Raw genomic sequence first — 18,562 nt, 5'->3', positions numbered from 1 at the left:
TGCTACGTTCTTACCCTACTACGATATTAACCAGCTTACCCGGTACGGCTACCACTTTGCGGATGGTTTTGCCTTCGATGAGGGCTTGTGTTTTTTCATTAGCAGTGACGTGTTGCTCCAGTTCTTCTTTGGAGAGGCCGTTTGGTACAACCAGTTTGTCACGGACTTTACCGTTGATCTGGATGACGATCTCCACTTCGTCGAGGACGAGTGCTTGTGGATCGTAGGTTGGCCAGGTCTGTTCGTGGACGCTGCCTTCTTTGCCCACCAGTTGCCACATTTCTTCGGAGATGTGTGGAGTGATAGGCGCCATCAGGACGATCAGAGTTTCGAGTGCGAACACGAAGGTGCTGCGGTCGGCTTCATTAGGATAGGTGTAGAGTTTGTTCACCAGTTCCATGATCGTGGAGATGGCGGTGTTGAAGGTGTAGCGTTCGCCGATGTCTTCGGTTACTTTTTTGATCGTATGGTGAACGGTGCGGTAGAGATCTTTGGCCGCATCATCGTTTGGTTTGGGTGTAGCTGCCTTTTTGCCGAAGAGTGCGGTGTTGGCTTCGATCAGGCGCCATACGCGGTTCAGGAAGCGGTAGCTGCCCTCTACCCCGGTGTCGGTCCAGTCGAGGTCGCGCTCAGGTGGTGCAGCGAACAGGATGAACAGGCGGACGGTGTCGGCACCGTATTTTTCGATCATGTCATCCGGGCTAACCACGTTGCCTTTGGATTTGGACATTTTCGCGCCGTCTTTGAGTACCATCCCTTGAGTGAGCAGGCTCTTGAACGGCTCATCGAATTTCACCATGCCAGCGTCGTGCAGGACCTTGGTGAAGAAACGGGAGTACAGCAAGTGAAGGATCGCGTGCTCGATCCCGCCGATGTACTCGTCGACTTGGAGCCATTTGTCTGCCGCTTCTTTGGAGAATGGCAGGTCAGGGTTGTTGGCATCTGTAAAGCGCAGATAGTACCAGGAAGAGTCGATGAAGGTATCCATCGTGTCGGTCTCACGGCGTGCCGCGCCACCGCAGCTTGGGCAAGTGGTATTCATGAAGTCTTCAGAAGACGTGAGCGGGTTGCGCTTACCGTCGATGATGACATCTTCTGGGAGCAAGACTGGAAGCTGATCACGCGGTACAGGTACAGTGCCGCAGGTATCGCAATAGGTCATTGGGATTGGGCAGCCCCAGTAGCGTTGACGGGAAACCAGCCAGTCGCGCAGACGGTAGGATGTGGTCAAGCCGCCTTTGCCCTCTTTTTCCAAGTGCTCAGCGATGGTGCGGATCGCATCGCGGTTTGGCGTGCCGTCGAAGTCGCCGGAGTTGATCAGGGTGCCGTCTTCGGTGTAAGCAGACGTGATGCCTACTTCTTCCCACATGATGTTTTCATCGGTTGGGTTGATGACCACTTTGATTGGCAGATCGTATTTTTTCGCAAAAGCAAAGTCGCGTTCGTCGTGAGCAGGTACGCCCATAACAGCACCAGTACCATAGTCGAGCAAGACATAGTTGGCTACCCAGATCGGTACTTGTTCGCCTGTGAGCGGGTGCTTGGCGTAAGCGCCTGTGAAGTGGCCCACTTTTTCTACGTCAGTAGAGGTGCGGGTGATGTCGCTTTCTTTTTTCATTTCCTCAACAAAAGCAAGCACTTCCTGCTCTTGCGCCTTACCTGCTACCAGACGTGGTACGAGTGGATGCTCAGGAGCGAGCACCATATAGGAGACACCGTAGAGGGTATCTGGACGGGTCGTAAAGACGGTCACTTGCTCGTCAGCCAGTTCTGGAATAGTGAAGGTGACATTAGCTCCTTGGCTTTTGCCGATCCAGTTTTTCTGCATGGTGCGTACTTTTTCCGGCCAGCCTGGGAGGTTATCGAGGTCATTGAGCAGACGCTCCGCATAATCGGTGATGCGGAAGAACCATTGCTCCAGATCTTTCTTGGTTACTTCAGAGTCACAGCGCCAGCAGAGGCCGTCGATTACCTGCTCGTTGGCAAGTACGGTGGAGCACTCAGGGCACCAGTTGACGAATGCGCGTTTGCGGTAAGCAAGACCTTGCTCGTAGAAGGTCAAAAACAGCCATTGGGTGAACTTGTAGTAGTCAGGGGAGCAGGTCGCTACTTCACGGGACCAGTCGATGCTGACACCAAGGCGGTTCAATTGGGTTTTCATGAAATCGATATTTTCGTAGGTCCATTTGGCAGGTTGTGCGCCGAATTTAACCGCCGCATTCTCCGCTGGCAGACCGAATGCATCCCAGCCCATTGGGTGAAGTACTTGGTATCCGTTCATGCGTTTCAGACGGGCGATGATATCCCCGATGGAGTATACGCGCATGTGGCCCATGTGCAGATGGCCGGATGGATACGGGAATTGCTCCAGTGCATAGAATTTAGGCTTGTTGGCGTCCTCCACGGTGCGGTGAGTGCCTTTTTCTTGCCAGACTTGCTGCCATTTTGGTTCGATGTGGGCAGGGTCATACGTTCTTGCCATTGTGATGTGCCTCCTCAACATAGTTGCAAAAAGTTAATGGGATAAAAATAAAAAACCTCTCAATCACCTACAAGCAACAAGACATGTGCTGTAGGGACGAGAGGTTGTTGGTTCAATTCCCGCGGTACCACCCTGGTTGGCAGATCGATAAAAAGATACTGCCCGCTTCATTGTCCGTAACGTGGATCAGACGCTCTGCCTTATGCAACCGTCAAGGTCTTCAGGAAGAGAGCGATACAGGTGAGTTCGGTATCGGTTCAGGTTGACTTGCACCAGCCGTCAACTCTCTGGATGTGCTGAATCCGGGATACGTACTATTCCGCATCATAGCTTCTAGTCGATATGTGCATGTAGGGATATAACATGATTGATTATAGACAGATTTGGCTGTCAATGTCAATGCAGCTTCCCCTATTCCGGGCGTCTCGCGGTAAAAAACAGGCGCTCACTCGTGTGCTGTGGCGGCTCATCGGTAAAGTCTGCCGTGATGGTGATATCGACAAACCCTGCATCTTTGAGCCATTTTTGCATCAGCATCGGTTGATAGGCGCGCTGCAGATGGTCTTCCTCCAAGCGCTCATACAGTCCGTTGGGTTGCTGGATGAAAAATGTCAGCTGGTGCTCCACCTCAATGCGAAGCGGGTCACAGAAGCATTGCCAGACATAGTTGATCCCGTCTTCAAGTAGGGTGAACGTATGATTGCCAAAGAATTCAAGGATCTTGTACGGACTATGTACATCAAAGAGGAACGTACCGCCTGGACGCAGATGGGCGAATGCATTGGCAAACGCCGCTTTGACATCCTCTTCCTCGGTCACATAGCTGATGCAGTCAAGAAACGAAATGATCGCATCGGCCACAGGAAGCTCCAAGTCACACATGTCCTGCTCTGTCCAATGAATGCGGACGCCTGCTGCTCTTGCCTTCGCTTCAGCGGCGGTAAGCATCTCGGAGGAGAGGTCCACACCTGTGACCTGGTAGCCTTTTTGTGCCAAAGGAATCGCGATGTTGCCGGTGCCGCAGCCAAGATCGATGATCGACTGCGGCTTACCGTGCTGCTGCCAGTGCTTCTCGGCCCATGCAATCCATGTATCATAAGGCGTCTCCGCCATCAATTGATCGTAAATCGCGGCTAAGTGAGTATACGACATCCGCTACGGCACCTACGCTTGTTCGCTGAAGTTGACGTAAGGCGCGTCGTTCCAGAGACGCTCGATGTTGTAGAACTCACGCTCTTCTTTGTGGAACACGTGGACAACGACGTCGCGCAGGTCAACCAGTACCCAGCGTCCTTCGTTCTCCCCTTCGATCCCACGGATATCATAGCCTGCTTTATGTGCTTGGTCGCGGATCTCACGTACGATCGCCTGTACTTGGCGTTCGTTGTTACCGTGGCAGATGATGAAGTAGTCAGCGATAGTGGACAGGTTGGTGATATCCATCACCAGCAGTTTTTCTGCCTTCTTGTCTTCTGCTGCCTTGACTACGAGTTTCGCGAGATCTTCCGTTGTTTTTACCATGTAACCCCTCCTAGTTTTTTGATGATGTCATTATAGGCAAGCAAAGTCAGCGGGTAAACCTGCTTTCTCTGCCCGATTAATAAGTGAATGGTGCCGCCGAGCGCTTGGGCCAGTGCTTTGTCCAAGTCCTGCTCAGCAAGCTGGCGAAGCTCCTCTACTCCCGGAAATGCGCGGTTTGGCTCGATGTAATCGGCCAGACAGACGACTTTTTCCAGCAGGGTCATGTCTACGCGTCCCGTGGTGTGGTAGCGGATCGCCTGGAGAATCTCCGGGTCTTCCATGCCAAGCTCCTGCTGTACCACAATCGCTCCTGCGAAGGCATGATACAGCTCCTTGTCTGCTTCGAGCAATTCAGCCGGGTAATCGTGACGGATTAAGACTTGGCGCTGGCGGTCGATCTCCCAGCATTTGCAGTAGTCATGCAGGAGCCCGGCCATCTCTGCTTTGTCCAGATCAGCACCAAAGCGCTGGGCCAGGATGCGGGCGGATTCGGCTACGCCCAAGGTATGAATGTAGCGTTTCTCAAACATCTGGGCGCGGATTTGCGCCAGAAGTCTCTCCCTGTCATGCAAAATGCTCATAGAGCCTGTTCTCCTTTATATAGCATTCCACTGTAGGCGGCACAAGATAGCGTAGACTTTTTCCAGTTCGCACGTTTTCACGGATCAGCGACGAGGAGAGCTCCCAGACGGGGTTTTCTACGAACGTGACGTAGGCGGACAGTGCTTCTTTATCGTAGACGGAGCCGGGACGCATCAGTCCGATGAAACGGACCAGTGTGGACAGATGATCGAACCGGTACCACTTGGGCAGGATCGCGATCATGTCGCCTCCGATGATGAAAAAGAAGTCGTAGTCGGGATAGGTGTCGACCAACTGCTGCATCGTGTCTACCGTGTAGGATTTGCCTTCACGGGTCAGTTCGATATCCGTCACCGTAAATTGTGGGTGATCCTGTGTCGCCAGCTCCGTCATGCGCAAGCGGTGGTGTGTGTCTGCGATGTCTGGGCGCTGTTTGTGCGGTGGAATGTTGGCGGGCATGAACCAGACTTCATCTAAGCCCACTGCGTCCCTCGCCTGTTCGGCGGCAAGCAGATGGGCATTGTGAATCGGGTCAAAGGTGCCGCCCATGATGCCGATTTTTTTTCGGGTCATGGAGCTTAGCGTGGCAGGACCAGCTGTTTGTTTTCTCTGGATTCCTTGTACAGTACCACAGTATGTCCGATGAGCTGGACTAATTCCGCTCCTGCACCAGTGGACAGTGCTTCGGCGACTTCGTGCTTGTCATCGAGGTTGTTGGTCAGGATCTGAACCTTGATCAGTTCGCGTACTTCCAGCGCTTCTTGGATCTGTTTGAGCATATTGTCATTGACGCCGCCTTTGCCCACCTGAAAAATCGGGGTCAGGTGATGCGCTTCGGAGCGCAGGAATCGTTTTTGTTTACCAGTTAACATTTATTGGCCTCCCTGTTGCAGTTGTTTCAGTACGGTTTCTCTCATGATGTCTGTCGGTGCTTCCTCGCCTGTCCACAGCTCAAAGGCCAAGGCCCCTTGGTTGATGAACATCCCGATCCCGGAGTGTACCATCGCGCCGAGCTCACGGGCGGTGGTAAGCAGCTTGGTTTCGAGCGGGTTGTAGATCAGGTCGCTGACGATCAGGTCTGAATGAAGCCAGTCGAGTGGGACAGGCATCTCATCGACATTGGGATACATCCCAATCGAGGTGGTGTTGATCAATAAGGTGGTGTCTGTCATCACCGCATTGCCATCGTCAGGCGCATAGACAGAGGTCTTGACCCATGGTGAGATATGGGCCGCAAGCTTCTGTGCACGCTCACGGGAACGGTTGACGATGCGGATTTCACGGACGCCTTTGTCAGCCAGCGTGCAGGCTACAGCACGGGCCGCGCCTCCTGCACCGATCAGGGTGACAACTTGATTGGACAAAAGCACGCCGGTCTCTTCGACAAAGGAACGCACATAGCCTGTCCCATCTGTATTATAGCCAATCAGGTGACCACCATCGTTGACGACCGTATTAACCGCACCAATGCGGGCAGCCAATGGGTCTATCTCGTCTAGGTGGCGCATGATCGTTTCCTTATGCGGGATGGTCACATTGACACCACGTAGGCCGAGTGCTCTGATCCCGGCTACGGCTTCTCCCAGGTCCTCTGGGAGGATATCAAATGCGGCATAGGCAAAAGCAAGTCTTTTGTGTTCAAATGCTGCGTTATGCATGAGCGGGGACTGCGAATGGCCGACAGGATGACCAAAGAGCCCCACCAGTTTGGTTTTACTTGTAATCAACGGGCTTCCCTCCCCCAATACAGTGCCACAAACGCCCCTCCATCATCGAAGGGGCGTTACCCATTAAACCAATGCTTTGCGTAGTCCTACGCTGACGCCTTTTGGTACATGCACATCGATGATCGCGCGCTCCTTGCCTTGCAGGGCGATCCAGCCGAGACCGGAGATCACGATGTCTTGGCTGCCGGTCGGCTCCACCCTGAACTGATGGCGGACGAACGGAGTAAGCTTTTTCGCATCTTCGCCACCCGGTGGTTGGAGCATTTCTCCATGGTGCTTAGCGAAGAATTCATCTGCATTTTCCAGCTTGGTACGATGGATATAGAGATTGTTTTCCACATAGCAGGCGAGCGGCTGACGCTCCCCTTGGACGTAGTCGATCCGGGCGAGACCGCCAAGGAACAGGGTCTGCTTGTCGAACAGCTGGAAAACAGTCGGGTTGATCCGTGTCTTCGGTGTGATTTTGCGCAGATCATCCGGTGAGATCATATGTCCGATCTGATCGCGGTTGATGATCCCCGGCGTGTCGAAGATGGAGCGGCCATCCTCTAACGGGATCTCGATCTTGTCCAGTGTCGTGCCTGGGAACGGTGATGTCGTGATCTCCATGTCTGCCGCACCATAGTCATGCAGGATACGGTTGATCAGAGTGGATTTGCCCACGTTGGTGACACCGACGATGTATACGTCTTTCCCACGGCGAAGCTGGCCGATACGGGAGAGCAGCTCGTCGATCCCGGTTCCTTTGCCGGCACTCACCAGCACGACATCATTTGGCTTGAGACCACGTTCTTTGGCTTCGTGCTGAAGCCAGTTTTTCACGCGGTTGAGGTTGATGTTTTTCGGGAGCAGGTCCACTTTGTTCCCTACGAGCAGGACTGGGTTGTTCCCGACGAAGCGGTGCAGGCCGCGAAGCCATGAACCTTGGAAATCAAAAATATCGACGACCATCACCACGAGGCTGTCGGTGCCGCCGATGCTGTTTAAGATGCGCAAAAAGTCGTCATCGCCCATCGCCACAGGGGCCACTTCGTTGTAGTGCTTAATGCGAAAACAACGCTGGCAGATGACGACTTCGCGTTCGAGCGCAGAGCTTGGTGTAAAGCCGGGCTTGGCCTTGTCTTCCGTCTGAATCTGGATGCCACAGCCGGCACATTGTACGTCTACACGTTGTCCTTCCACGAAATCATTCCTTTCTTCCGCATCCAATAAAACGCAAACCGCTCCATCTTACGGTTAAACCGTGTGAAGAAGCCGTCTGATTGTGTCACCGGCACGACGAGAATGGTGTGAAACCCAAGCAGGTTGCCACCGAGCACGTCTGTGAACAGCTGATCGCCGACCACGACGGTCTCATCAATGCGTACGTTCATATCCTTGACCGCCTGAAGAAATGCCTGGTTGGTCGGTTTTTTCGCCGCCCAGATACAATGAATGCCAAGCGGCTCACAAAAACGAAAAACCCGTTCTTGCTTATTGTTTGACACCACGGTGACTTGAATACCTCTCTCATGCAAGCGTCCGAGCCACTCGATTACTTCAGGGGTTGCCTCGGGACGATGCCACTCAACCAAGGTGTTGTCCAGGTCGGTGATGACGGCACGAATCTTCCTTTTATGCAGGTCTTCTATATCAATCGCGTGGATTGACTCCACGTATTGGTCCGGGATCAATTTTTCCAGAAACACGAGGCACCTCCATGCCGCCACACAAGGCGATTTCGGCACTAACTATACCATATTAAGGCACAGCCTTGCAAAAGAAAAGCAAAAATGCTACGATGGTTCATTTTTGCCCGCCATCAGCCGCTGTACCTGCGGCTTGGGTGACCAGCAGTTGAACTGGTAGGTGGGCTTGGTCTCATATCCGAGACGGGAGCAGTGATAGCCTGTGCCTGTCTCGTTTTTCTGTACGCGATAATGCTCGCAGGTGGCACAGCAGTGAAAACGGTTCGGTTGGTTCATACATCAGCCCTCCCTTTTTCCGAACAGACGATAGCGGTTGCGGGCGACCCATGCATAGGCTTTTTCTCCGAGCGGCGGGATACCGGGGATGTATAAGAGCGGTTGCAAAAAAGCCAGCCAGGTATAGCCGACCAGTACACGTACGGCGTAAAAGCCTTGGTACAGCTGTCCGTCCGGGGTCTGCACCTTCATCGCATCGCCACAGTTGTAGTCGCCGATTCCGCACGGTGCTTCGTGATAGTGCCTCCACTCGACGACGGCGGCACGTCTGGGGTGTCTGATGCGCATGAAGGTGCGTTTCATAAACTGGCATAGGTTGCAGGTCTCGTCAACATACACGGTAATGGGTTGCATCGCTATCCCTCCCTTTGCCAATCGACCGAACGGGATGAAAACAGGCTGAGCTGCTCGTACCGCTCGGCCGCCGCCTCTTCCGGTGTCAGGAAATTGGAGAACCCGACACCGATCAGCCGCACGCCATGGGAAAAATCAAACTCGTCAAGCAATTCGTCCAACACGTCCGGCCATTGTTGCTCTGATTCCACTTTACGCTGTTTGGTGCGCAATGTGAAGTCAGAATACTTGATTTTGACAGTTAGAGTCTGCGGGACGACATTCTCGCTTTTGACGTCTTCCCCTGCCTCGGTCAGTAACTCGCGGGCAATCGGGATGAGCTGGTCGCGTTCATATACATCAAACACAAGTGTGGTCTCGCGGCTGATCGACTTAACCGGCCGGTCCATCTTAATCTCACGGTGATCGATCCCGCGTGCCCGATGATAGAGAGCGTGTCCCATTTTGCCAAACAGGCGGACGGCTTCCTCTTCATCTAATGACCAAAAATCCTCGATGGTGTGGATATCGCGGGCGGCCAGCATCTCTTGGGATTTGCGGCCGATGCCGTGCAGGGAGCCCACCTTGAGCGGACGCAGCACGTCGAGCGCCTCATGTGGACGGATGATGACGAAGGCGTCCGGTTTTTTCAGGTCACTGGCGATCTTGGCAAGCGACATGTTATAGGAAAGACCGATGCTGCAGGTGAGTCCGGTCTCCTGCTTGATCCGCTCTTTGATCTCACGGGCGATCGGAACCGCATTATCATAGTGGCTGACATCGAGATAGGCTTCATCCAGCGCGATCGGTTCATAGCGGTCAGAATAGGCGGTATAGATGGCGGCGATCTCCTGTGACTTTTGCCGGTAGCGGTCGAAGCGGGGCGCAACAAATATCCCCTGCGGACACTTCCGGCGGGCGATAGCCACAGCCATTGCCGAGCGTACACCGAAGGCGCGGGCCTCATAGCTGCAGGTGGCGACCACTCCCCGATTGCCTGTGCCGCCGACAATCACTGGTTTTCCGCGCAATTCGGGCCGGTCCAGCTGCTCTACGCTGGCGTAAAACGCATCGATGTCCAGGTGAATGAATTTTTTCATAACGGGTCACCACCCCCAAACGTACATTCTCATTATATCTATTATTCATCTGAATGAGATGAAATGCAAGAGCTTGTCTTTCTATGGACTCCGGGGGAGCGGGAGCCTTCGGGGAGCCCCTCAATCAGAAAAAAGACGCAAGCGCAGCCCCTGAATCGCTTCATCAATGGTCATGGAATTATTGGAGGCAAGGAAATCCGCCATCTTTTGGGCATTTCCGTTGGATTGGTTCTTGATGTTGCCGGCGAAAACAATTTCTATGTCGCCATCGCGGTTGACCAGAATGCTGTTGTATTTTAATTCACCAGCAAGGATGAGTCCGATGATCAGCAGCTCAGCCGTTTCTAAGCTTGATATGGAGATGGCTTCTTTAATTTTGGCCTTCACGTCATTTTTTCCGTTCTTGCCATTCTTGCCGTTCTTTCCGTTTTTCCCATTGCAGCCGTTACGCCCGTTTCCGTTATTGGCCATGATCATCCACCCCCACATCTTGCTGTGATATTGTATGGTCAAACGCACAGAGAAGTGATTAGAATCAGGGCGCAGAATCACAGGAAAAAGGGAGGCAGTCCGTTTCGCGGGCCGTCTCCCTTTTTGTATGGTGATGTGGTGGCTTATGGGGTGTTATGGTGCTTGCTGGTTCAACTGGTGTACCCGATGGAGCAGACCCTGAAAGTCTTGAAGCAGTCGGTTGAACTCGTCGGTGGACAAGCCCGTGGCAACATCACGGTAGAGCTTCGTGTCGTTGAATAGTTCATCATGCAAAAAAGCCCTCCATCAACGCCATCATGGGACGTTAGATAGAGGGCTTTTGGTTTTGTTTTGGCATGGGTATTATGCCGTTGTCGTGCTGTGTCCTTTTACCTTTTGGATGAATGCATGGGCGAGCTTGAGCATCGTGTCGTCGTGCATCCACATGCGCTCAGGATGCCATTGAACACCGATGATCTGACCGTCATCACTTTCCATCGCCTCGATCACGCCGTCAGCAGAAATGGCGGTAATCCGAAACCCAGGAGCTATGTCTTTGACGGATTGGTGATGCGAGGTGTTGACGAGCAGCTGGTCGGTGCCAAGCGCTTGACGGATAAAACCGTCGGTGAGCGTAACCTTGTGCGCACCATGTTGACGGGAGCCGATCATCGAATGCTGGAAAGCCCCTTCCACTTGGCTCGGGATGTCCTGGATAAGAGTCCCGCCCAACGCCACGTTGAGGATTTGCATACCGCGGCAGATCCCGAGAATCGGCTTTTTCAGCTCGATGGCGTGTTGGATCAGTTCCAGCTCAGCCAGGTCTCGTTCATAATCGACTTCACCCAGCTTGGCATGCGGCTCTTCGCCGAACAGATGCGGAGCAGGGTCTTCACCGCCCGTGAGGATAATCCCGTCGACGGCCTCCACCAGCTCCCGGATCGGGCGGTTCGGCTCGTGCATGAGCGGCAGGATGAACGGAATGCCACCACTGCGTGCGACACCGTCTACATAGCCGTTGCCGACATAGTAGTATTTATCCAGCGTGTTGCCCGGCAAAAACATTCTGGAAGCTGCTATCCCGATAATCGGTAACAAGGCCACTCTCCCCTTTTTATTCGAAACGCGCGTATTTGTAATCTGGGTAACCCAGTGCGTCAATCACAACGCCCTTCAAATTGTCTTTTTGAAGCCATTTATATGTGTAGTAGTAGATCGGCGTGACCGGGATCGCGTCTGCCACGATGGCGTCTGCTTCAGCAAGGATCGATTTGCGCTTCTCAACATCCTTCTCCACTGCGGAGGCTTTAAGCAGCTCTTGCAGCTTCGGATCGGACCAGTTGCTCTTGTTGGTACCGGTTGGCTCACGGAATACTTCGAGGAAGTTAACCGGGTCGTTGAAGTCACCGATCCAGCTGGCACGGGCGATTTGGAAGTTGCCTTGGGTCATTTCTTGACGGACAACCTTCAGCTCCATGTTTTTGAGTTTGACTTCTACGCCAAGTGCTTTACGCCATTGGTCTTGGATCGCGGTTGCGATTTGCTGGTGCAGTTCGCTTGTGTTATAGAGGATCGTGATTTCAGGCAGCGTGGTGAGACCTGCTTCTTTCATCCCCTCTTCGAGCAGCTTTTTCGCTTCATCGGTCTGCGCGTCTTTGAAGTAGCCCTCTGGTTTGAGCGCCATGGATGGAGGCAGGATGCCATATGCCGGCTGTCCGCCTTGTTGTACGATATTGTCTACGATTGCTTTACGGTCGATTGCATAGGCAAACGCTTTGCGGATTTTTACGTTGTTAAATGGGGCTGCTTTGGTATTAAAGGTATACCAGTAGGTACCCGCTGTCGGCTGGGTTTTGAGCTGGTCAGCCTTGGATGCCAGCGCATCGGTTGGGATATCGCCGAGTGGAGAGCCCGCCCAATCCAATTCACCGCTGTCAAACATAGAAAGCTCGGTGTTGGAATCCTCGATCATAGACATGTTGATCGTTTCCATTTTTACCTTGCTCGCATCCCAATAGTTCGGGTTTTTCTTGAATACGATTTTGTTTTTATGCTCCCATGTTTCCATGATGTAAGGGCCGTTACCTACGAAGGTTTTGGCTTCCCCTGCCCATTTCGGATCTGCTTCTACTACCTTTTTGTTGACTGGCAGATAGGTCACAGAAGATACGAGTTCAAGGAAGAATGGGGCTGGATTTTCCAAGGTGACTTGCAAGGTTTTGTCGTCAAGCGCTTTTACGCCGACTTCATCGAGAGTTGCTTTGGCACCGTTGGCTTTTTCGCCATTCTTAATATAGTATAATTGATAGGCGTATGGAGACGCGGTTTTTGGATCGAGGACGCGTTTCCATGCGAATTCAAAGTCATGTGCGGTCACTGGGTCGCCATTGGACCATTTGGTATCACGCAGTTTGAAGGTATAGGTTAAGAGATCAGGTGAAATCTCATAGCTTTCCGCTACAGATTCGTGCAGTTTGCCGTCTTCACCCATACGGATCAGACCGTCGAAAGCGGTTTTCGCTACGGCAATCCCGATCAACTCATCAGCAAGACCCGGGTCGGCTGTAGGCGGTTCGGTTTTGATGTTGATATCAAGCGTTTGGTCTGCAGGCTTCGCTGGCTGTTCGGCTGTCTGATCACCAGTTTTTGTCTCTGGAGCAGCCGTATTGCCACAGCCGGCAAGCAGGGCGCTCATCAAAAAAGCGTAGCCCATCTTCCGAAATGGAATGTTCTTCATGCAAAGTACCCCCTTGTAATCTCTGGTTTTTATCAGTGCGATAATATTTTTAATATTATATGAGATTTATTCTTTTGTATATAAATTAGGCGAAAAAAGGAGTCGATGGCAGATGATTAAAGCCTTGGAAGATCAAATTTTCCGAATTATCGATCAGGCAGGTGGAGCATGGGGCGTGGTGATTGAGGATTTACATACGAAGGAGAAAATTGAGCATCAACCTGATGTGCGTTTTTTTGCGGCAAGTCTGATCAAAGTGCCGATTATGACAGCTGTCTTCGCTGATGTCTATGCAGGAAAATATGCATTCGAGGATCGCCTCTCCCTGCGTCAGGAGGACTTGGTCGGCGGTGCGGGGGTACTTCAGCATTTGCAGCCCGGCTTGTCATTGTCCATCTATGACTTGGTGATGCTGATGATTATCCAAAGCGATAATACCGCAACCAACATCCTGATTGATCAGGCAGGCAGAGACAGCATCCGAGCGATCATGGACAAAACAGGTATGGTGAACAGTCAGTTCTATAATAAATTAATGATCATCCCAGCCGAATTAGAAGGGCGAAACGAAGTGACAGCAGGCGACATGGCCTCCATTCTGCGCCACCTCGCCCACGGTTCTGTAATCTCCTACGACAGCTGCCTGCGCATGATTGATATTCTAAAACGCCAGCAGCTCCGTGATGCTCTTCCACTACTGCTCGGGGATCCTGATCATGACATCATCGGCGGTCAGCCCAAATGGGAATTGGCGAATAAAACCGGGACTGTCACCGGCATCGAGCACGATACAGGTATCCTCTACACGGGGCAATCCGCAGTGCTGATCTCTGTGCTGACCAAAGATGCGACCGATTCGCTGACTGCCAAACGTGCCATCGGTGAGATCGGGAAACTGGTGTATGAGGCGTATAGCCGTAAATAAGGCTTTCCCGGAATTGGCGTGGCTTGGCTTGGTTGATCTTATTAAATGGGAGGATGGATATATATAGTGGTTTTGTTCACCCTTTGATGAACGTTTGGTTCATTTTTACTAAAAACGAACAGGAATTGCGATATGCAACTTGATGATTCTCACTTTTTTATATAGCTTCGGGACTCAAAACACCCTTGTACAACGGTATTTCCCCCGTCTGCTTGGCCCATGGGAGGTTGCCGTAGTCGTAGTGCCACCATTCCTTGGCGTAGTTGGTGAACCCTGCGCTGATCATCAAATGATACAGGTAACGGCGGTGAGCTTGGTATTGGAGCTTGCCGTCGTTTTTTTCGTTGGCATCCAATCGGAGTGATGTGAGGCCGGAAACAGCAACCGTTTTGTGTTCAGGTAAAGGATCTATGGTTTCGGCAATCTTGGTTTCAGCCGACGTGATTCCTACACATGCACGCTCTTCTGTCATCGTCTCTTTTCTCGTAATCTCTTCATAGTACCTGGTCGCCGCACGAGCCGTAAAATCATCAAACGGGCCGCCCATGTCTAGCCAGCCGTCTGGGCCTGCGATGGTCAGGTCGATGGCGCCGCCGGTGAGATGGCGGGAGGGCTTGTCGATGTCGGTGGAGGGTTTGGCTACGTATTTTCGGAGCTCCTCGGTGAGCGTCTCATCGTCGGGCCAGCCTTGGTTGATCAGGGTTTGCCGGAAGCTGTCGTAGAGAGCCTGCTGTACTTCGCAGGGCCGCCAAGCATCCAGGATCACGAGTGAGTAGCCGTCGGGAAGCAGTTCGGCGGCTTGGACGAGGCGCAGAGCTACCGTGCTTCGGGCATAACAGTCGGCAGTGGCGCCCGGAAGGCCTTGTTGGTGGTAGATGGGAGCGATTTGGATTTTGGGTGACAGACCGGATAGGGAGACGAGCGGTTCGCCACAATCGGTGAAGTCGTCTGGGGTCTGGTCGTGTGCGTGTGCATGTGGTACAGGGGGCAGATCAGAACCCGCTCTCCCCCACCGATCTGCTTCAGGTGGAATGGGCTTATTGAATTCTCGAAAGATATCGTATGGCATGATCAAGCATCTCTCTTTCTATTACCGTTACGAGCTATTACGTAATCTCTGTCCCTCTCTGCTAAGACTAGCTTCGTACGATTTGTACAATTCGTATGATTCATCTCTGTCAGCAAGTATAAAAAGAATCAGAGAAAAAAGAAAGACACGCTGCCTCTCTCCCGCTTGGATCTTAGATGGGCCAATGCCATCTGAAGACGGGGATTTTGGGACGCGTGTCTTTTCATCGTTACTTGACGTGCTTGGGTATGTGCCTTGGTGTATGCTGCCCTATTGCAGGTTCTTAGGCGGCTCTGCGGATTGAGCGTTTTTTTCTTGGTTCCATTTCTTGATTTGTTCAAAAAGCTGCTTGATCTCCGCTTTGGTCTCCAGATGATCTGGCTCGCTGCCCCAGTGCTGGACGAGGGGTGGCATGACTTTGGCCATGTGGGAGTAGAGGCACCAAATCTTGACCATTTCAATGCGCTCAGGTGTGGCTTCGCCGGTGAGCAGCTCGGTGAACTTATACAGTAGCCCGTCGATATCGGGAATTCGGTTGAGATTGTTGTCAGACATGGGATCGTTCCTTTCTGGAGCCAACGGGCACCTGATGGTCGTTGGCGGTTGGAATGGTTTTTCTATTAGTATAACGCATAGGCCTGGATATTTTATTAGTCTGCCCTATTCAATGGTGATGACCTGCACTTGGCCGTCGGTGAGCTTCACTTCCAGCGAGATGCGGGCTCCTTTTTTCTCGAGAAGAGTCTGCTTGAACGTGCTTTCCTCAATCGTGGCTTTTTTGCTTTGATTGCCTACTTTAACCGTAACATCCTTGACCTTGGTGGAAGCTACCTTACCGGAAATGATGTAGGCATATGTGTCCTTGCTGAACTGTCCTTTGGTGACCTTGATCTGCTCGATGAGTGCGGTCTGCTGGTTGACAGCAACTTCATAGGTTTCCTTGACACGGCTTTTGGTGGTAGCTTCGAGGATAACTTTGGTTGGAGCGGCGTTCAGCTTAACAGATTTGCTCAGGGTGAATCGCTTGGTAGATGCGGTGTACAGGGCGCGGGAGGTGGTGTTCTCGATCTTTACATTGATCGTGGAGATATCGGTTGCTTTCATGTTGCCGCTGACCTGTACTTTGTAGATTCCTGTGATGTTGGTCGACTGGACAGTCGCGCTGATGGTGTTTTTGTCGAAAAGAGATTCGGCCGCCGTCGCCTGTTGGGTGAATCCGAATCCAGCTTGACCAGCTGTGCTCAACTGGGCGAAAAGTACGGCAAACATAGTAAATACGACGAGCCACAGACGGTTGTGGCGAGTTACGGATGGGGTCATGAATGAAACGCCTCACTTTATTTGATTGGATTTGCTGGCTTATTTGGTCTTGATCCGGTTTTTCATCTCTTTGAGCAGATTCAGCTGGTAGTCCATATCTTGATGGATCTCAGACATATCCTGCTTGATCTTCTCCTCCACCTGCCCGATGCGGTGAAGATGGCTTTGGGCTTCCTCCTGACTGTCTTTGATCGCTTCGATCTGTGGGATCATGTCATTGGTCCGCTCCGCAATCCGGCGCATGTCGCGGGAGATCGTGTGGACCTCCTCGATGTTGCTGCTGACCTGAGAGCCGATCTGGTGCATCGTCTCCTCAAAGCCGTTGAAAGACGAAAAGCTCTCTTGAATCTTATTCTCAATCAACTGCAGTTGGGTGGTGATCTGCTGGGCGGAGCTTTCCGTTCCGTTGGCCAGCTTGGTCACTTCCTGAGCGACGATCGCGAAGCCTTTTCCATGCTCACCCGCGCGTGCCGCTTCGATGGAGGCATTGAGGGCGAGGATTTTGGTCTGGTTGGAGATCTGGGTGATCACCCGGCTCATCTCGTGCACACTGTTGGTCATCTCGATCAGTTCGCGCATTAGATCATGTGTGCTTTGGACGTGCTGGCTGAGCTGACTGTTGAGCTCATGGATTTTGCCGAACTCTCCCGAAGTCGCGTCCAGCTTCTGGCTGCTGCGGTACAGTTCCTCATAGCTTTCTTCATAAGCCCCGGTAAATCCTGCCAGCTGCTGGTTATTCCCCGCAAGTATCTGTGTCAGTTGATTGATATTGTTCAGATTGTTCTCCACACTCTTGGTCGCGTATTGTCCCGCTTCTTGGACATGGCGGAAAGTCTCTTGCATATTGCGCAGAAATATCGGCAGTTCGTCCAATGCATTGCCTTGCTGCACAGGAGTATCGGAGAGCGTATCGATTACATCGAGCAGCTCCTGGGCAGTCGGACGGTCGAACTGGGAATCGCCTACATAGGAATAGCGGATCAAGCCCTTCGAGTCTACCAGATAGGTGCTTGGGATCGCGATGCGGAACGAGTCCCATTTGATCGGGGTAAAGACTTCGTAGGCTTTGATCACCTCGCGCGTTTCGTCGGAGAACACAGGGTATTTGATCTGTTCGTGTTCTGCGTATTGCTTGACGTTCGCCAGCTTTTGCCCGACGATCGCGATCAGATTGACGCCTTTTTGTACGAATCGTTCGTAGTATTCATTCAACTCCAGGAATTGTTTCCGGCAGTTTGGACACCATGTCCCCCTCAAAAACACGATGACAAGCGGCTTCCCCTGATAATGAGCAAGCGACTTCACGCCATGTGTGGAGTCCAGTTCAAACGCCGGAGCTTTTTTCCCGATGGAGATCCCTTTTTTGGCCATGATGATATTCACTCCTTGTCTATGTTTTGCACCTGTATGACTTGTTCGGTGGTTCTAGCTGTTGGTTCGGTCTGAGAAATACCGCACCACTTCAGGCATGACCTTGCGCGGCACGATACGGTGGACTTTGGTCAGCACTTTATTAATGAAGCCTGGGATGATCAACGTCTTCCCTTTTTTAAATTCCCGATAGCCCAGCCGGCAAACCTCCCCGCACTCCATCACCATCATCCCGGTAAACAGCTTGGACTGTTGGGCGGAAGCCGCCTGATCAAAGCCTGTCTTGGTCGGGCCCGGACAAAAGACAGAGACCGAGACCCCCGTCCCTCTCAATTCGCTGGCAATGGCTTCGGTAAACGAGAGGACATACGCTTTGGTCGCATAGTAGACCGCCATCAACGGTCCAGGTTGAAATCCTCCGGTCGAAGCAACATTGAGAATTTTCCCATTGTCTCGCTTGACCATAGGCTGCAAAAACAGCTTGGTCATATGCGTGAGGGAAACCATATTAAGCTGCATCATATCCAGTACAGACTGCAATTCACTATCAGCAAACTCTCCAAAAAGGCCCACCCCCGCGTTGTTGACCAAAACATCAATCTGTATGGCTTGGGATGTTACCTCCTGATAGATTTCCTCTGGAGCACCCAACTTCGAAAGATCCTTCGCGATAATCGTGACATCTATATGATACTGCTGACGAAGCTCGTTTGCGAATTGCTCCAGCTTTTGCTGACTTCTCGCAACCAAAACAAGATTATGACCATCCTTTGCGAATTCCCGCGCCAAATCCAAGCCAATGCCGCCAGAGGCTCCCGTGATCAGTGCAGTTTGCTTGCTGCTGGACATATATCAGCCACCCTCATATCAAAATAATTAGTAAATAATGTATAGATGATATGATTCTACTCTAGCACACGAAGCGGTGAGGGTCTATGGGTGGGGGGCTGTCTATGGTGG

Annotated in this window: 22 protein-coding genes and 1 other annotated feature; of the genes, 2 read left to right on the top strand and 20 right to left on the bottom strand. The window is 52.1% G+C overall.

Features of this window, described 5'->3' with window-relative positions:
- Nucleotides 1-10: 10 nt before the first annotated feature.
- From leuS to FGI41_RS12110, 13 genes are all read right to left on the bottom strand, one after another.
- On the bottom strand, nucleotides 11-2,482 hold the full coding sequence (gene leuS, locus FGI41_RS12170) for a leucine--tRNA ligase (RefSeq protein WP_139490416.1): 2,472 nt from the start codon (nucleotides 2,480-2,482) through the stop codon (nucleotides 11-13).
- Nucleotides 2,483-2,571: 89 nt separating this feature from the next.
- Nucleotides 2,572-2,819 (bottom strand) — a binding site (T-box leader).
- Between the two features lie 74 nt (nucleotides 2,820-2,893).
- On the bottom strand, nucleotides 2,894-3,634 hold the full coding sequence (locus tag FGI41_RS12165) for a class I SAM-dependent DNA methyltransferase (protein ID WP_139490415.1): 741 nt from the start codon (nucleotides 3,632-3,634) through the stop codon (nucleotides 2,894-2,896).
- A gap of 12 nt (nucleotides 3,635-3,646) precedes the next feature.
- Nucleotides 3,647-4,003 (bottom strand): ribosome silencing factor, encoded by a 357-nt coding sequence (gene rsfS / locus FGI41_RS12160; protein ID WP_139490414.1) that lies wholly within the window; start codon nucleotides 4,001-4,003, stop codon nucleotides 3,647-3,649.
- Nucleotides 3,997-4,584 (bottom strand): bis(5'-nucleosyl)-tetraphosphatase (symmetrical) YqeK, encoded by a 588-nt coding sequence (gene yqeK / locus FGI41_RS12155; protein WP_139490413.1) that lies wholly within the window; start codon nucleotides 4,582-4,584, stop codon nucleotides 3,997-3,999. The genes rsfS and yqeK overlap by 7 nt, the downstream gene beginning before the upstream one ends.
- Nucleotides 4,568-5,158, bottom strand: coding sequence for a nicotinate-nucleotide adenylyltransferase (locus tag FGI41_RS12150; protein WP_139490412.1), 591 nt, complete (start codon nucleotides 5,156-5,158; stop codon nucleotides 4,568-4,570). The genes yqeK and FGI41_RS12150 overlap by 17 nt, the downstream gene beginning before the upstream one ends.
- A 5-nt stretch (nucleotides 5,159-5,163) precedes the next feature.
- Nucleotides 5,164-5,457, bottom strand: a complete 294-nt coding sequence (yhbY, locus tag FGI41_RS12145; RefSeq protein WP_139490411.1) for a ribosome assembly RNA-binding protein YhbY — start codon at nucleotides 5,455-5,457, stop codon at nucleotides 5,164-5,166.
- Nucleotides 5,458-6,312 carry a shikimate dehydrogenase gene (locus tag FGI41_RS12140; protein WP_139490410.1) on the bottom strand — a complete coding sequence of 285 codons (855 nt, stop codon included), beginning with the start codon at nucleotides 6,310-6,312 and terminating at the stop codon, nucleotides 5,458-5,460.
- 63 nt (nucleotides 6,313-6,375) lie between these two features.
- A complete protein-coding gene (gene yqeH / locus FGI41_RS12135; RefSeq protein ID WP_139490409.1) occupies nucleotides 6,376-7,494 on the bottom strand; it encodes a ribosome biogenesis GTPase YqeH in 1,119 nt (372 codons plus the stop codon).
- Nucleotides 7,476-8,000 (bottom strand): YqeG family HAD IIIA-type phosphatase, encoded by a 525-nt coding sequence (locus FGI41_RS12130; protein WP_139490408.1) that lies wholly within the window; start codon nucleotides 7,998-8,000, stop codon nucleotides 7,476-7,478. The genes yqeH and FGI41_RS12130 overlap by 19 nt, the downstream gene beginning before the upstream one ends.
- Nucleotides 8,001-8,087: 87 nt before the next feature.
- Entirely contained in the window at nucleotides 8,088-8,276 is a 189-nt protein-coding gene (locus FGI41_RS12125) for a hypothetical protein (RefSeq protein WP_139490407.1), read from the bottom strand.
- A 3-nt stretch (nucleotides 8,277-8,279) separates the two neighbouring features.
- Nucleotides 8,280-8,630 carry a thiol-disulfide oxidoreductase DCC family protein gene (locus FGI41_RS12120; RefSeq protein WP_139490406.1) on the bottom strand — a complete coding sequence of 117 codons (351 nt, stop codon included), beginning with the start codon at nucleotides 8,628-8,630 and terminating at the stop codon, nucleotides 8,280-8,282.
- Nucleotides 8,631-8,632: 2 nt separating this feature from the next.
- Complete coding sequence (locus FGI41_RS12115; RefSeq protein WP_139490405.1) at nucleotides 8,633-9,709, bottom strand: DNA polymerase IV; 1,077 nt, start codon at nucleotides 9,707-9,709, stop codon at nucleotides 8,633-8,635.
- 120 nt (nucleotides 9,710-9,829) lie between these two features.
- Complete coding sequence (locus FGI41_RS12110; RefSeq protein WP_139490404.1) at nucleotides 9,830-10,180, bottom strand: hypothetical protein; 351 nt, start codon at nucleotides 10,178-10,180, stop codon at nucleotides 9,830-9,832.
- Between the two features lie 150 nt (nucleotides 10,181-10,330).
- Between FGI41_RS12110 and FGI41_RS25455 the strand changes: the two genes are divergently transcribed.
- The gene (locus FGI41_RS25455; protein WP_255298440.1) at nucleotides 10,331-10,462 is read left to right on the top strand and encodes a hypothetical protein; all 132 of its coding nucleotides are present in this window, start codon (nucleotides 10,331-10,333) and stop codon (nucleotides 10,460-10,462) included.
- Between the two features lie 81 nt (nucleotides 10,463-10,543).
- Here FGI41_RS25455 and FGI41_RS12105 read toward each other — a convergent pair whose 3' ends face one another.
- Both FGI41_RS12105 and FGI41_RS12100 read right to left on the bottom strand, forming a co-directional pair.
- Entirely contained in the window at nucleotides 10,544-11,278 is a 735-nt protein-coding gene (locus FGI41_RS12105) for a gamma-glutamyl-gamma-aminobutyrate hydrolase family protein (RefSeq protein ID WP_139490403.1), read from the bottom strand.
- Between the two features lie 16 nt (nucleotides 11,279-11,294).
- Complete coding sequence (locus tag FGI41_RS12100) at nucleotides 11,295-12,917, bottom strand: peptide ABC transporter substrate-binding protein (RefSeq protein WP_139490402.1); 1,623 nt, start codon at nucleotides 12,915-12,917, stop codon at nucleotides 11,295-11,297.
- Nucleotides 12,918-13,029: 112 nt separating this feature from the next.
- Between FGI41_RS12100 and FGI41_RS12095 the strand changes: the two genes are divergently transcribed.
- Nucleotides 13,030-13,842, top strand: coding sequence for a serine hydrolase (locus tag FGI41_RS12095; RefSeq protein WP_139490401.1), 813 nt, complete (start codon nucleotides 13,030-13,032; stop codon nucleotides 13,840-13,842).
- A 157-nt stretch (nucleotides 13,843-13,999) separates the two neighbouring features.
- Here FGI41_RS12095 and FGI41_RS25450 read toward each other — a convergent pair whose 3' ends face one another.
- The 5 genes from FGI41_RS25450 to FGI41_RS12070 form a co-directional block, all read right to left on the bottom strand.
- Complete coding sequence (locus tag FGI41_RS25450; RefSeq protein ID WP_139490400.1) at nucleotides 14,000-14,911, bottom strand: M15 family metallopeptidase; 912 nt, start codon at nucleotides 14,909-14,911, stop codon at nucleotides 14,000-14,002.
- A 270-nt stretch (nucleotides 14,912-15,181) separates the two neighbouring features.
- Nucleotides 15,182-15,466 (bottom strand): DUF2573 family protein, encoded by a 285-nt coding sequence (locus FGI41_RS12085; RefSeq protein ID WP_139490399.1) that lies wholly within the window; start codon nucleotides 15,464-15,466, stop codon nucleotides 15,182-15,184.
- A gap of 105 nt (nucleotides 15,467-15,571) precedes the next feature.
- A complete protein-coding gene (locus FGI41_RS12080) occupies nucleotides 15,572-16,231 on the bottom strand; it encodes a hypothetical protein (RefSeq protein ID WP_139490398.1) in 660 nt (219 codons plus the stop codon).
- A 39-nt stretch (nucleotides 16,232-16,270) separates the two neighbouring features.
- Entirely contained in the window at nucleotides 16,271-17,602 is a 1,332-nt protein-coding gene (locus tag FGI41_RS12075) for a redoxin domain-containing protein (RefSeq protein WP_139490397.1), read from the bottom strand.
- 54 nt (nucleotides 17,603-17,656) lie between these two features.
- Complete coding sequence (locus tag FGI41_RS12070) at nucleotides 17,657-18,451, bottom strand: SDR family NAD(P)-dependent oxidoreductase (RefSeq protein WP_139490396.1); 795 nt, start codon at nucleotides 18,449-18,451, stop codon at nucleotides 17,657-17,659.
- Nucleotides 18,452-18,562 lie beyond the last annotated feature (111 nt).

Origin of the sequence: Brevibacillus dissolubilis (assembly GCF_006170445.1) — a bacterium.
Classification (GTDB): domain Bacteria; phylum Bacillota; class Bacilli; order Brevibacillales; family Brevibacillaceae; genus Brevibacillus_B; species Brevibacillus_B dissolubilis.
The sequence above is the reverse complement of the archived record's forward strand: the minus strand, read 5'-3'. Positions and strand labels throughout refer to the sequence as shown.